Source organism: Oceanobacter sp. 5_MG-2023 (assembly GCF_030548165.1).
Taxonomy (GTDB): domain Bacteria; phylum Pseudomonadota; class Gammaproteobacteria; order Pseudomonadales; family Oceanobacteraceae; genus Oceanobacter.
Map to the genome: position 1 here is coordinate 186,842 of NZ_JAUORS010000001.1, position 13,208 is coordinate 200,049.

The following is a 13,208-nucleotide window of genomic DNA, read 5'->3' on the forward strand; positions in this document are numbered from 1 at the left end:
TCGGCAGAAAATAAAAAGCCCCCGAAGATTCGAGGGCTGCCGTCAAAAACAGGCGAAGCTTAGCGCTTGCCCAGTTTTTCACGGATTTGCTGAATGGTGCGCAGCTGGGCTGCGGCTTCAGCAAGCTGGGACAGAGCGCGGGAATAATCAAAGTCGGAACCTTGATTTGCCAGTGCTTGTTCAGCGTGTTTCTTGGCTTCCAGAGCGGCGGCTTCGTCAATATCGTGCGCACGAACTGCCGTATCAGCCAACACAGTCACCCGGTTTGGTTGAACTTCCAGATAACCACCAGAGACGTAAACAACCTCTTCGCTACCGCCTTGTCTGACGATACGAACCGGACCTGGTTTCAACGGGGTCAGCAAGGGCGCGTGGCCTGGTTCAATACCAAGCTCACCCATCAGGCCCGCAGCAATAACGCGCTCGACCAGACCGGAGAAGAGATTCTCTTCGGCACTGACAATATCGCAATGTACAGTGATCGCCATAAGGTATTCCTCAGGTTGAGGAGGTAAAGCCGGATGATTCCGGCCTTACCAGCCCGAATTACATGTTTTTGGCTTTTTCGACAGCTTCGTCGATCGTACCAACCATGTAGAAGGCTTGCTCTGGCAGGTCGTCGTAATCACCATTCAGGATACCCTGGAAACCACGGATGGTTTCTTTCAGTGATACATACTTGCCTGGCGCACCAGTAAACACTTCTGCCACATGGAATGGCTGGGACAGGAAGCGTTCGATTTTACGTGCACGAGCAACCAGCTGCTTGTCTTCGTCGGACAGTTCGTCCATACCCAGAATCGCAATGATGTCCTTCAGCTCTTTGTAGCGCTGCAGTACACCCTGAACGCCACGAGCGATGTCGTAGTGTTCGTTACCGATAACCAGTGGGTCCAGCTGACGGGAAGTAGAGTCCAGTGGATCGATCGCAGGGTAAATACCCTTGGATGCGATATCACGGCTCAGTACCACGGTGGAGTCCAAGTGGGCAAAGGTGGTTGCTGGCGATGGGTCAGTCAAGTCATCCGCAGGTACGTATACCGCCTGGATAGAAGTAATGGAACCGTTCTTGGTGGAGGTAATACGCTCCTGCAGAACACCCATTTCTTCAGCCAGAGTCGGCTGGTAACCTACTGCGGAAGGCATACGGCCCAGCAGTGCAGATACTTCGGTTCCCGCCAGGGTATAACGATAGATGTTGTCAACAAACAACAGTACGTCTTTACCTTCGTCACGGAATTTCTCTGCCATGGTCAGACCTGTCAGAGCCACACGCAGACGGTTGCCTGGGGGTTCGTTCATCTGGCCATAAACCATTGCTACTTTGGAAGCCGCTTTGTCATCCAGGTTTACAACCCCGGATTCCGCCATTTCGTAGTAGAAATCGTTACCTTCACGAGTCCGCTCACCAACACCTGCGAATACAGACAAACCGGAGTGAGCCTTTGCAATGTTGTTGATCAGTTCCATCATGTTTACGGTTTTACCAACACCGGCACCACCGAACAGTCCAACTTTACCACCCTTGGCGAACGGACAAACAAGGTCAATTACCTTGATGCCGGTTTCCAGCAGGTCAGTGGAGTTGGCTTGTTCGTCGAAGCCAGGTGCAGCACGGTGAATCGAATAACGTTCTTTCTCACCGATCTCGCCGCATTCATCAATAGGACGGCCAAGGACGTCCATGATGCGTCCCAATGTCTCAATACCAACCGGTACAGAGATTGGAGCGCCAGAGTTTGTTACCTGAAGGCCACGCTTGAGACCTTCTGTGGAGCCCATCGCAATAGTACGCACTACGCCATCACCCAGCTGTTGCTGAACTTCCAGAGTAGTTTCAGTACCATCAACGGTCAGGGCGTCGTAGACTTTGGGTACGCTGTCGCGTGGGAATTCCACGTCGATAACGGCACCGATAATCTGTACGATACGTCCGCTCATATTCGGTTCCTCTTAACCTTAAAACCTTCGTTCCCCGGCTTATACAGCCGCGGCGCCGCTAACGATTTCCGAAATTTCCTGGGTGATCGCTGCCTGACGAGCCTTGTTGTACAACAAATTCAGCTCGTTAATCATGTCGCCGGCGTTATCGGTGGCGTTCTTCATTGCCAACATACGCGCGGCCTGTTCACAGGCGTTGTTCTCAACCACACTCTGATACACTTGGGATTCGATGAAACGAACCAGCAAGCTGTCGATGATTTCCTCGGCAGCAGGTTCGTAGATATAATCCCATGAGTGATCCCGAGCGAATTCTTCATCTGCCTTCAGCGGCAATATTTGTTCCGCAACAGGTTGTTGGGTCATGGTGTTTACAAAACGATTGTGGACGATAAACAGACGATCAATCTTGCCTTCGTCAAATGCGTCCAGCATCACTTTTACCGAGCCGATCAGGCTGGCCAGTTCCGGCGCGTCACCCAAATGGGATTTTGCAGCCACAACATTGCCACCAAAACTGGAGAAAAACAGCGATGCCTTGGCACCGATAGAGCAGAAATCAACATCCACTCCTTCTCCTCTCCAGTTTTTTGTTTCCCGAGCAAGCAGCTTGAACAGATTATTGTTCAAACCACCACACAGGCCACGGTCGGAAGACACAACGATATAACCAACCCGTTTGACATCACGATCTTGCAGATAACGATGGCGGTATTCAGAAGTCGCGTTGGCCAGATGGCCAATTACGTTACGGATTTTTTCCGCGTAAGGGCGGCTTTTTTCCATACGCAGCTGAGCGCGACGCATTTTACTAACAGCCACTTTTTCCATGGCTGAAGTAATTTTCTGCGTGCTTTTTACACTCGTAATCTGCTCTTTAATTTCTTTACCGACTGCCATAACCAAGCTGCCTCACGTTGAAGGTTGAATCCTGCTGGCAACCATTACTGGTCGCCAGCGCCGGACTTACCAAGTCTGGGAGTTCTTGAAAGTTTCAATACACTCTTTCAGACTGGCCGCGATTTCGTTATTGAAGTCGCCCTTCACGTTGATCTTCGCCATCAGTTCAGCAAATTCGCTGTTGGCGTAGCTCAGCAGAGCAGCTTCAAAAGACTTGATCTTGGATACTTCAACGTCTTCCAGGAAGCCTTCGGTAGCAGCGTAAATCGACAATCCCATTTCTGCAGTGGACATCGGTGCATACTGACCTTGCTTCATCAGCTCGGTAACGGCTTTACCATGTTCCAGCTGTTTGCGAGTCGCTTCATCCAGGTCAGATGCGAACTGGGCGAATGCCGCCAATTCACGATACTGAGCCAAAGCCAGACGAATACCACCGCCCAGTTTCTTGATGATTTTGGTCTGCGCTGCACCACCAACACGAGAAACCGAAATACCGGCGTTCATCGCTGGACGTACGCCAGAGTTGAACAGGTTGGTTTCCAGGAAGATCTGACCATCGGTGATCGAAATCACGTTGGTTGGTACGAATGCCGAGACGTCACCGCCCTGGGTTTCAATGATTGGCAGAGCCGTCAGAGAACCGGTTTTGCCTTCAACACCGCTTACGCTTTTCACGTAATCAGGGTTAACGCGACAAGCACGTTCCAGCAAACGGGAGTGCAAATAGAAAACGTCACCAGGATATGCTTCACGACCCGGAGGACGTTTCAGCAACAATGAGATCTGACGGTAAGCCCAGGCTTGTTTGGTCAGGTCATCGTATACAATCAGGGCGTCTTCACCACGATCGAGGAAGTATTCTCCCATCGCACAGCCGGAATAGGGCGCCAGGAACTGCATTGCTGCAGGATCGGCAGCACCAGCAGCAACGATGATGGTATGTTCCATCGCGCCGTGCTCTTCCAGTTTACGAACGACGTTCGCAATGGAAGATTGCTTCTGGCCAATTGCAACGTAAACACATTTAACGCCGCTGCCTTTCTGGTTGATGATGGCATCAATCGCCATCGCTGACTTACCAGTCTGACGGTCACCAATGATCAGCTCACGCTGGCCACGGCCAACCGGCACCATGGAGTCAACCGCCTTGTAGCCTGTTGGCAGCGGCTGATCAACACCCTGACGAGCAATTACGCCAGGCGCAACGCGTTCAACAGGTGCCGAGGTGCTGGTCTCAATAGGACCTTTTCCGTCAATTGGGTGTCCCAGTGTGTTCACAACGCGACCCAGCATGGCTTCGCCGGTTGGAACTTCCAGGATACGGCCGGTACATTTCGCTTTCTGGCCTTCAGCCAGCGATTTGTATTCGCCCAGAATAACCGCGCCTACAGAGTCGCGTTCCAGGTTCATGGCCAGGCCGTATACACCGCCTTCAAATTCAATCATCTCACCGTACATTACGTCGGCAAGACCATGGATACGAACGATACCGTCGGATACGGATACAACGGTGCCCTCGTTCTGGGCTTGTGAAGTCACATCGAGACTTTCGATGCGCTTTTTGATGACTTCACTGATCTCGGATGGATTCAGTTGCTGCATGCATCGTCCCTCAAACTAGGATTTCATCGCTTCGGCCAACTTTGACAGCTTGCCTGTGAGTGAGCCGTCAATAACCAGGTCGCCTGCACGAATAATAGCGCCGCCGATGAGGGTCTCATCAACTTCGCTGGTCATGCGGACATCACGTTGCAGTTTGGCTTTAAGTGCCTGAGCGAGCTTGTTCGACTGTGCTTCGGTCAGTGCGTACGCAGAGGTCACTACGACATCTACTGCATTTTGCAGCTGGGCCTTCAGCTCTTCATAAAGAGCTGTAATTTCAGTCAACAGCGTCAGGCGCTTGTTTTCTGCCAGAACGTTTACCAGGTTTTTGGCTGCGTCATTAAGCTTTTCGCCACATACGTCAATCAAGGCTTGTGCTTGCTGTGCCGCAGTCAGAGAAGGATGTACCAGCACTTTCGCCATCTCGGCGTCGGATGCATATAAAGACAGCAGGGCCAGATCTTCTGACCATGCGTCCAGGGTTTTCTTCTCTTTTGCTTCAGCAAACACGGCCTTGGCGTATGGCCGAGCGAGAGTGGTTAATTCAGCCATGGCAACCTCGCTTAGAGTTCTTCAGTCAGTTGATTAAGCAGATCAGCATGAGCTGACGCATCGACTGACTTGCTCAGGATCTTGGTAGCGCCGGCAACAGCCAGCTCAGATACCTGTTTGCGCAGAACTTCTTTGGCACGGTTAACCTCTTGCTCAACTTCTGCTTGAGCAGCGGCTACCAGACGGTCACCCTCAGCGCGAGCGGTTTCTTTCGCTTCGTCGATGATTTGGTTGGCACGTTTGTTAGCCTGTTCGATGATTTCAGCCGCTTTTTCTTTGCTTTCACGCAGCTCGGAAATGGCTTTTTCCTGCGCCAGTTCCAGGTCACGTTCTGCACGGTTTGCTGCGTCCAGACCATCGGCAATTTTCTTTACACGTTCCTGCATTGCACTGGTCAAAGGCGGCCAGACAAATTTCATGCAGAACCAGACGAAAATCGCGAAGGCAATCAATTGACCGAGCATGGTCAGATTCATGTTCACGACGATTTACCTCTTACGAATTCGTTGGACAGGTTTCTTTCAAGACGATCAGGGATCGCTTGGATGATTAACCTGCTACAACGAAGATCAGGTACATCGCGATACCAACACCAATCATTGGAACAGCGTCCAGCAAACCAGCCATCAGGAAGGTTTTGGTCTGTAACTGAGGGCCCAGCTCAGGCTGACGGGCAGTACCTTCGATCAATTTACCACCCAGCAGGGCGAAACCGATACCAGTGCCGAGGGCACCCATACCAATCATGATTGAAGCAGCAATGTATACGAGTTCCATTAAAGACTCCTAAAGTTTAGTTACGTAGTTTGTTAAGGGTTAAATTTAAAATTGTCGGTCGATTCGCACTAGTGATCTTCGTGTGCCTGACTCAGGTAAACAATCGTCAGAACCATGAAGATAAATGCCTGTAGCGGAATCACCAGGATATGGAAGATTGCCCATGGCACGTTCAATACCCACTGCATATAGAACGGTAACAAGGCGATCAGAATAAACACAACCTCACCGGCGTACATGTTACCGAACAGTCGCAATGCCAAAGACAGTGGTTTGGTCAGTAAGCCCAGTACTTCCAGGAACAGGTTGAACGGGATCGCAATCGGGTGGTTAAAAGGTTTCAGGGTCAGTTCTCTGGTGAAGCCACCAATGCCCTTGACCTTGATGCTGTAGTAAATAATCAGCAGGAATACACCCAGCGACAGCCCCAGCGTTCCATTCGGGTCTGCGGTCGGTACGATCTTGAAGAATTCCAGCCCCATGGCATGAGCAATGCCGGGCACCAGATCAACTGGCAGCCATTTGAGGGAGTTCATCAGGAAGACCCAGACAAAAATCGTCAATGCCAACGGCGCAATCAATGGGTTTTTCCCATGAAATGTTTCCTTAACGGTGCCATCAACAAACTCAACCACTGCCTCAACAGAGTTCTGGAGCTTGCCAGGTACATCCGATGTAGCGTTTTTCGCCACTTTCCGGAACACCCACGCGAACAGGATACCCATAGCCAGAGACCAGCCGAGGGAATCCACGTGGATCGCCATGAAACCCATATCCTGAGCTTCCTGGCCGGTGTGCGCCATGGTCCAGGTATCGTGGGTCAGTACAGTTTCAGAACCATTCTTGTCGTGACGCACATACCCTTCGGGCAGTTTGCCAAATGTCAGATTGGTCAAATGATGAGCAATATACTCTTGGGAGTTTCCAGCCATCGTTCACTCTCAGTCCATAGTTTATAAATTGGCGACATGTGCTGAAGCGAGGTGCCCCAACTGCACTGTCATGAATCCTGCAAACAGTGCCAATGCATTCAGATGCTCAACCCGCTGGAAGATGACGATAAAACACAGCGCTGTCAGCAAAAACTTCCAGGATTCTCCCTGGTAGAGCGATTGTACAATCCTGCTGGCCGATCTGGCCCCGGTATAGCGGAATGCGCGCCAGACAAAGTAAGCGTTAGGCAGGGCACAGGCTAACCCGCCCAATAACGCCGACACGGCGGCTACATCACTATGTAACCAGGCAATCAAGGCAGAAATCAGCGTCAGGATCAGTTGTAAGATGACGATCCGATGCACAGGTGGACGCGGTACAGTAGACAACCTGATCTCACTAGTCGTTGAATTTCTGCTTTGGCCAGTGCGAAAGCGCGGTGATTATATGGGCAAGGTATCCGGCCTTCAACCAATTACCGGATCTATCTGTAATAAATTGGTCGTAGTGCTTTGGATGGTCTATGCACTATTGATACGTATCAATTCGGGCCATATGTCAAGCAAAACCCCTTGCTTGCACGGCTTTGTCTGGTCATTTGATCGCGTTGTTATTGTCCTTTCGCAGCAGAAATCATTTCCTTCAGATGTGACAGGCTTACTGCATATGGCTCAAAATGCCATCCAGCTCATCCAGGCTGGTGTAGTTGATCACCAGTTTTCCTTTCCCTTTGGCATTATGGCGAATGGACACACTGGCACCGAGGCGCTCTCCCAGCAGCCGCTCCAAGCGCTCGACATCGGGATCTGCAGGTGCAGGAACTGCGGCACTGGCTGATTGTTTTTGCTCATGGGCACGCACCAACGCTTCGGTTTGTCGTACCGTCAGGCCTTTGGCGACCACCTGGTCTGCTGCCTGGCTCTGCGCCTGATCACTCAGTCCCAGCAAGGCTCTGGCGTGGCCCATTTCCAGGTCGCCGTTTTCCAACAGGATTTTTACATCGGCGTTCAGGTTCATCAGCCGCAGCAAATTGGCCACGGTGGTACGGTTTTTTCCAACGGCCCGGGCAACTTCTTGCTGTGTCAGTTCAAATTCCTGCTGCAACCGGTGTAGTGCAATGGCTTCTTCCATCGGGTTGAGGTCTTCCCGCTGAATGTTTTCGATCAGCGCCATGGCAATGGCTGCGTCATCCGGCACATTCCGCACCAGCGCCGGAATTTGCGCCAGCCCGGCCAGACGACTGGCACGCCAGCGACGTTCTCCGGCGATGATTTCATAACGATCTTCCGAGCCCGTTAACAAACGCACCATGATTGGCTGCATCAGTCCTTGTGCCCGAATCGAGTCGGCCAGTTCTTCCAGAGCCTCTGGCTGAATATCCCGACGCGGCTGATACTGGCCTGGCTGAATCACATCCAGCGGCAAATAACTGAGGTCTTTATCGGCTGTGTCCCGCACCGGGCCGGCTGTTACCGACTCAGGGGTATCGTCATCCTGACCGGCATGCGACGCCGCCAACAGCGCATCAAGGCCACGCCCCAGGCCACGTTTACGTTTTATCATACCTTGATTCCGATCATGTCCGTTTTGAACATCTCTATTCAGGCCGTTACCACCCGGTGACGGCGATTCATTTCTCCGGCCAGGGCCAGGTAGGCCATGGCACCACGGGAATTACGGTCGTACAACAATGCCGGTATGCCGTAGCTGGGTGCTTCCGCCAGACGTACATTACGGGGGATGACGGTATCGTAAACCCGGTCACCGAAGTGGCTGATCAGTTGCGAGGAGACATCTTCGGTCAGGCTGTTGCGTGGGTCGTACATGGTACGCAGCAAACCTTCGATATACAGTTGTGGATTGTAGGCATCCTTGATCGAGTCGACGGTCTCCATCAGCGCACTCAGCCCTTCAAGGGCATAGTATTCACACTGCATCGGGATCAGTACCGCATCCGACGCAACCATTGCGTTAACGGTCAACATGCTGAGTGAGGGCGGGCAATCGATCAGGATATAATCGTAATTTGCTTGCACACTGGCCAATGCCTTGCGCAGCCGCTGCTCCCGACCGATAACATTGATCAACTCAACTTCCGCTGCGGTCAGGTCGCCATTGGAAGGAATCAGGTCATAGCCAGCCTCACCGGCGGGCACGATGGCTTCTTCTACTGTGCAGCGTTGCACCAGCACTTCGTACAACGAGGTTTCCAGTGCGTATTTGTCAATGCCGCTACCGGTGGTGGCATTACCCTGGGGGTCAAGATCAATCAGTAACACCCGGCGTTTGGTTGCCGCCAGTGAGGCAGCCAGGTTCACTGCCGTCGTCGTCTTGCCTACGCCACCTTTCTGATTGGTAATCGCCAGAATCATTGTCTTCGCTCTACAGGGATATTATTGATCAGTCGGTACATGGTCGTCGCCCGGCGCAGCGACCAATCGCAGCAGATGACGCTGACCTTCGACACCTGGCACTTCAATAATGGCAGCAGATGCCAACGTCACATCGGCAGGCAGAGCTTCAAGCTCTTCCTGGGGGTACTGGCCTTTCATGGCCAGATAGCAACCTTGCGGTGCCAGTAAATGACGGCACCAGATCACCATATCAGACAGCGAGGCAAATGCTCGACTGGCAATCATATCGAATGGCACCTCGGGATGATATGCCTCAACCCGATCATTCACGATAGTGACATTTTCCAGCCCTAGACTGGTACGAGCCTGGAACATAAAGCGCGTCTTTTTGCCGTTGCTATCGAGCAAGGTAAAGTGCCGTTGCGGATTCAGTATCGCCAGCACCATGCCTGGCAGGCCAGGGCCGGTACCCACATCCAGAATATGTGTTGCATCGCCAAGATGTGGCTGCACAGCAAGACTGTCGAGCAAGTGCAGGTCAACCATGACCGACGGCTCACGAATGGCGGTGAGGTTATACGCCTTGTTCCATTTGTGCAGCAGTTCCAGATAGCTCATCAACAGATCGCTGTGCTGATCACTCAGTTCGACATTCATCTGGGCAGCACCACGCACCAAGCGGGGGCGCAGTCCAGTTGGGAGAGAAGTTGCCATACTCATATATAAATGCCTTGAATCCTGCCAGGGGCGCGGATACTAGCACAAAGTCATCCGCGAATCGGAGCCAGCGACGTCAAAAGACCGAATGCACGGCAAGACTCCGGTACTTGTTGTTATTAAAGGCCAGTGTCAGGCCTCCATGCGATGCGCCATATTGCGTTTTTTCAGGTGAATCATGATCTGGCTGATCGCCGCTGGTGTCACCCCGGAAAGCCGTGAAGCAGCACCCAGGGTTTCCGGCTTGAGTTCAAACAGTTTCTGTTTCACTTCATTGGACAAGCCACCGATGGCATCGTAATTGAGGTCATCTGGCAGCAGCGTATTTTCATAACGCCGCAGTTGCTCGATATCTTCCAGCTGACGGGCTATATAGCCGTCGTACTTGGCCTGGATTTCCACTTGCTCGGCCACGCGCGGATCTTCACTGGATGGCTCGCCCTTGAGTCGGGCAATCATCGAATAGGTCAGGGCAGGGCGCTTGAGCAATTCGTGCAGATTGTATTCATGCGTAATCGCTGTTTCACCCAGTCCGGCCAAGGTCGCCGCTTCGGTGGAGCCGGGCTGTATCCAGGTGGTTTTCAAACGCTGTGCTTCGCGCTCAATCTGCTCTCGTTTTTCGCAAAAGGCCGCCCAGCGCTGATCACCAACAATACCAAGGTCACGACCAATCTCTGTCAGGCGCAGATCTGCGTTGTCTTCTCGCAGTATCAGGCGATACTCCGCCCGGCTGGTGAACATCCGGTACGGCTCTTTGGTGCCCATGGTGATCAGATCATCCACCAGCACGCCCATATAGGACTGATCACGACGTGGTACCCAGACGTCTTTTTCCAACGCCCGCAGCGCGGCATTCAAGCCTGCCAGCAAGCCCTGGGCACCGGCTTCTTCGTAACCTGTGGTGCCATTGATCTGACCGGCAAAAAACAGATTGTTGATACAGCGGGTCTCAAGGCTGTGTTTCAGTTGCTGCGGATCAAAATAATCGTATTCGATGGCATAACCCGGGCGCGTCACATGGGCCTGCTCAAAACCAGGGATGGAATGAATCAGATCCAGCTGAACATCAAACGGCAAACTGGTGGAAATACCGTTCGGGTACAGCTCATTGCTGTTTAACCCTTCTGGCTCAACAAAGACCTGATGGCTGCTTTTGTCTGCAAAGCGGGTGATCTTGTCTTCAATCGATGGGCAATAACGCGGGCCTATCCCTTCAATCACACCGGCGTACATGGGTGATCGATCAAGGTTGGCACGAATAATATCGTGGGTCCGTTCGTTGGTATGGGTAATGTAACAACTGACCTGCTCCGGATGCTCAGACAGCGACCCCATAAAGGACATCACCGGCAACGGCGTATCCCCCGGTTGTTCCTGCATCACGGAAAAATCCACACTGCGGCGGTCAATACGCGCCGGGGTGCCGGTTTTTAGCCGCCCGACAGCAAAAGGCATTTCCCGCAACCGTCGAGACAAAGCAGTAGAAGGCGGATCACCCGCACGGCCACCGCTGTGGTTTTCCATACCGATATGAATCAGGCCACCGAGGAAGGTACCCGTCGTCAACACCACGGACGTGGCATAAATCTTCATATTGGTGTGTGTCACCACGCCGCAAACGGTGCTGCCAACCCCATCACCATCCAGTATCAAATCATCACAAGAAGCCTGGAAAATATCCAGATTGGGCTGGTTTTCAACAATATGGCGAACAGCTGAACGATACAGAGCCCGATCAGCCTGGGCACGGGTAGCCCGTACCGCTGGCCCTTTGCGGCCGTTCAGGGTGCGAAATTGAATACCGCCGCGATCGGTTGCCCGTGCCATGGCGCCATCCAGTGCATCAATTTCTTTCACCAGATGACTTTTGCCAATACCGCCAATGGCTGGATTGCAGGACATCACTCCGACGGTGTCCGTGCTATGGGTCAGCAGCAGGGTCTTGCTACCGGTACGGGCCGACGCCAACGCAGCCTCTGTACCAGCATGACCACCACCTACCACAATCACGTCATATCGAACGGGGTATTCCACAGCCACCTCACCAAATCACAGGAATTACAAAAACGGGCGCGGATTATAGCAACTCCCTCAGCCCCCAGATAGAGCCTGTACAATATATAACCAGAACAACTATCCACAACCTTAAACACCCTGAATCGGGCTGTTTACAATGTTATCCACAGCCACCTCAAAACATAAATTTATCTTTTAAAATCAATATACTAGGCTGTTTATAAGAATCTTATAAACGCTAAAAAGCTAAAATAAGGCAAAAACCAGATAACAGTTATCCAGGGATAACCACCCCTTACACCATGGCTTTACCACATTTTCTAACAGGATTATCCACAAGCTGAAAACCTCAAACTCTCAAAACGATACTACCCACAGGGTGTCAACCAAACAGGCAGCCGCTCGCCGCCCACGGTCAATGAGATACAACACAAGGCAGGCTGACATTAATCAGCCAGAAAGAAAGGACTGGCGATCACAACAACCGCCAACAACAAGAAATAACGACCAAGGGGAAAAACGGGACCTAGCGGCTGTATTCCAGACGCAGCAATTCACTGTCAGAAGTGAAATAGAATTCCAGCATTCCCTCAGAAGTAATGGCTGCGTAGCCATCTACCGGGGTTGATACGGTAAAGAAATTGCAGCCAGAACGGCTGTAAATATGTGCTTTCAGCAGGGGATAGTCGGTATTCAGCAAAAAGAGTTCGCCATCAAAGCTGCAGCTGTCTGCACCCTGACCAACAAACTTGGCCCTGCCATCCACCTCGGTTATATAGAGGCTGGTCGTACCCGCCTGCCAAACACCCAGGGTATTCCACAAAGAAGAAGAGTTCTTCCAGCTGCCGTCGGCTTTCAGTGTTATGGCACCCGCATTCAGGCCGGTTGCATAAGTGCCCACAATCAGGCCGGTGCCATCGCTCTCATCAATCAGCAAGGCATCCACACCAACATTACTGGCTGTACCACTGGACATCATCTCGCCCTGCGCTTCATCGTTACCGGTGATCCAGCGGGATTCCAGACTCATGGAGACACTGCGCTCGGATGTGTCGTACTCAGCTGTACCGGTAAAACCACGGCTGTCATCAAAACCGTAGATATTGCCTTCGTATATCAAGAGCCGCACAGCGCCGCTTTGATCAAACTGACCGTCCCAAAAACCATTCAGCGCGATGGCACGATTATAAGAAGATTCATAGGCCTGATTATTACTTCCAGAAACACATCCGGAGCAACTCAATGCAGTCGTTATTATTGTTGTTATCGTGAAAACGCGCATGGCGATCCCTGGTAGATAAGCGGTTAGTTATCACAAGGAACAGCAACTTCCATCAGGAAAACTGTCCTGCAGCTAGCCTTTTCATCAAATATTCATAAAAATGTCAACAAAGATAGTGTTTTGCGTCACAT

14 protein-coding genes are annotated in these 13,208 nt (G+C 51.9%); all 14 read right to left on the minus strand.

Going from position 1 to position 13,208, the window contains the following annotated elements; translation table 11 throughout:
- Positions 1–59: 59 nt before the first annotated feature.
- The 14 genes from Q4551_RS00865 to Q4551_RS00930 all read right to left on the minus strand — a co-directional run bounded on the left by Q4551_RS00865 (position 60) and on the right by Q4551_RS00930 (position 12,924).
- The gene (locus tag Q4551_RS00865) at positions 60–488 is read right to left on the minus strand and encodes a F0F1 ATP synthase subunit epsilon (protein ID WP_303431216.1); all 429 of its coding nucleotides are present in this window, start codon (positions 486–488) and stop codon (positions 60–62) included.
- Between the two features lie 58 nt (positions 489–546).
- On the minus strand, positions 547–1,941 hold the full coding sequence (gene atpD, locus Q4551_RS00870; RefSeq protein ID WP_303431218.1) for a F0F1 ATP synthase subunit beta: 1,395 nt from the start codon (positions 1,939–1,941) through the stop codon (positions 547–549).
- Positions 1,942–1,980: 39 nt separating this feature from the next.
- A complete protein-coding gene (gene atpG, locus Q4551_RS00875; RefSeq protein WP_303431219.1) occupies positions 1,981–2,841 on the minus strand; it encodes a F0F1 ATP synthase subunit gamma in 861 nt (286 codons plus the stop codon).
- A 66-nt stretch (positions 2,842–2,907) separates the two neighbouring features.
- Entirely contained in the window at positions 2,908–4,446 is a 1,539-nt protein-coding gene (gene atpA, locus Q4551_RS00880; RefSeq protein ID WP_303431220.1) for a F0F1 ATP synthase subunit alpha, read from the minus strand.
- Between the two features lie 15 nt (positions 4,447–4,461).
- Positions 4,462–4,998 (minus strand): F0F1 ATP synthase subunit delta, encoded by a 537-nt coding sequence (locus Q4551_RS00885; protein ID WP_303431222.1) that lies wholly within the window; start codon positions 4,996–4,998, stop codon positions 4,462–4,464.
- An 11-nt stretch (positions 4,999–5,009) separates the two neighbouring features.
- On the minus strand, positions 5,010–5,480 hold the full coding sequence (locus Q4551_RS00890; RefSeq protein ID WP_303431223.1) for a F0F1 ATP synthase subunit B: 471 nt from the start codon (positions 5,478–5,480) through the stop codon (positions 5,010–5,012).
- A gap of 67 nt (positions 5,481–5,547) precedes the next feature.
- Positions 5,548–5,775: a F0F1 ATP synthase subunit C gene (gene atpE, locus Q4551_RS00895; protein ID WP_303431224.1), complete on the minus strand. Its 228-nt coding sequence runs from the start codon at positions 5,773–5,775 to the stop codon at positions 5,548–5,550.
- Between the two features lie 68 nt (positions 5,776–5,843).
- A complete protein-coding gene (atpB, locus tag Q4551_RS00900) occupies positions 5,844–6,707 on the minus strand; it encodes a F0F1 ATP synthase subunit A (RefSeq protein ID WP_303431226.1) in 864 nt (287 codons plus the stop codon).
- A 21-nt stretch (positions 6,708–6,728) separates the two neighbouring features.
- Positions 6,729–7,097: a F0F1 ATP synthase subunit I gene (locus Q4551_RS00905; protein WP_303431227.1), complete on the minus strand. Its 369-nt coding sequence runs from the start codon at positions 7,095–7,097 to the stop codon at positions 6,729–6,731.
- Between the two features lie 268 nt (positions 7,098–7,365).
- Positions 7,366–8,271: a ParB/RepB/Spo0J family partition protein gene (locus Q4551_RS00910; protein ID WP_303431228.1), complete on the minus strand. Its 906-nt coding sequence runs from the start codon at positions 8,269–8,271 to the stop codon at positions 7,366–7,368.
- A gap of 38 nt (positions 8,272–8,309) precedes the next feature.
- Positions 8,310–9,080, minus strand: a complete 771-nt coding sequence (locus Q4551_RS00915; protein WP_303431230.1) for a ParA family protein — start codon at positions 9,078–9,080, stop codon at positions 8,310–8,312.
- A 21-nt stretch (positions 9,081–9,101) separates the two neighbouring features.
- Positions 9,102–9,782 carry a 16S rRNA (guanine(527)-N(7))-methyltransferase RsmG gene (rsmG, locus tag Q4551_RS00920; RefSeq protein ID WP_368501342.1) on the minus strand — a complete coding sequence of 227 codons (681 nt, stop codon included), beginning with the start codon at positions 9,780–9,782 and terminating at the stop codon, positions 9,102–9,104.
- A 129-nt stretch (positions 9,783–9,911) separates the two neighbouring features.
- Complete coding sequence (mnmG, locus tag Q4551_RS00925; protein WP_303431231.1) at positions 9,912–11,813, minus strand: tRNA uridine-5-carboxymethylaminomethyl(34) synthesis enzyme MnmG; 1,902 nt, start codon at positions 11,811–11,813, stop codon at positions 9,912–9,914.
- Positions 11,814–12,321: 508 nt separating this feature from the next.
- Positions 12,322–12,924, minus strand: coding sequence for a hypothetical protein (locus Q4551_RS00930; protein WP_303431232.1), 603 nt, complete (start codon positions 12,922–12,924; stop codon positions 12,322–12,324).
- Positions 12,925–13,208 lie beyond the last annotated feature (284 nt).

Bases quoted from the DNA above. Each gene is read 5' to 3' on its own strand.
- rsmG (WP_368501342.1), bottom strand. From the start codon at position 9,782: ATGAGTATGGCAACTTCTCTCCCAACTGGACTGCGCCCCCGCTTGGTG.
- Q4551_RS00885 (WP_303431222.1), bottom strand. From the start codon at position 4,998: ATGGCTGAATTAACCACTCTCGCTCGGCCATACGCCAAGGCCGTGTTT.
- atpE (WP_303431224.1), bottom strand. From the start codon at position 5,775: ATGGAACTCGTATACATTGCTGCTTCAATCATGATTGGTATGGGTGCC.
- atpA (WP_303431220.1), bottom strand. From the start codon at position 4,446: ATGCAGCAACTGAATCCATCCGAGATCAGTGAAGTCATCAAAAAGCGC.
- atpG (WP_303431219.1), bottom strand. From the start codon at position 2,841: ATGGCAGTCGGTAAAGAAATTAAAGAGCAGATTACGAGTGTAAAAAGC.
- Q4551_RS00910 (WP_303431228.1), bottom strand. From the start codon at position 8,271: ATGATAAAACGTAAACGTGGCCTGGGGCGTGGCCTTGATGCGCTGTTG.
- Q4551_RS00915 (WP_303431230.1), bottom strand. From the start codon at position 9,080: ATGATTCTGGCGATTACCAATCAGAAAGGTGGCGTAGGCAAGACGACG.
- atpB (WP_303431226.1), bottom strand. From the start codon at position 6,707: ATGGCTGGAAACTCCCAAGAGTATATTGCTCATCATTTGACCAATCTG.
- atpD (WP_303431218.1), bottom strand. From the start codon at position 1,941: ATGAGCGGACGTATCGTACAGATTATCGGTGCCGTTATCGACGTGGAA.
- Q4551_RS00865 (WP_303431216.1), bottom strand. From the start codon at position 488: ATGGCGATCACTGTACATTGCGATATTGTCAGTGCCGAAGAGAATCTC.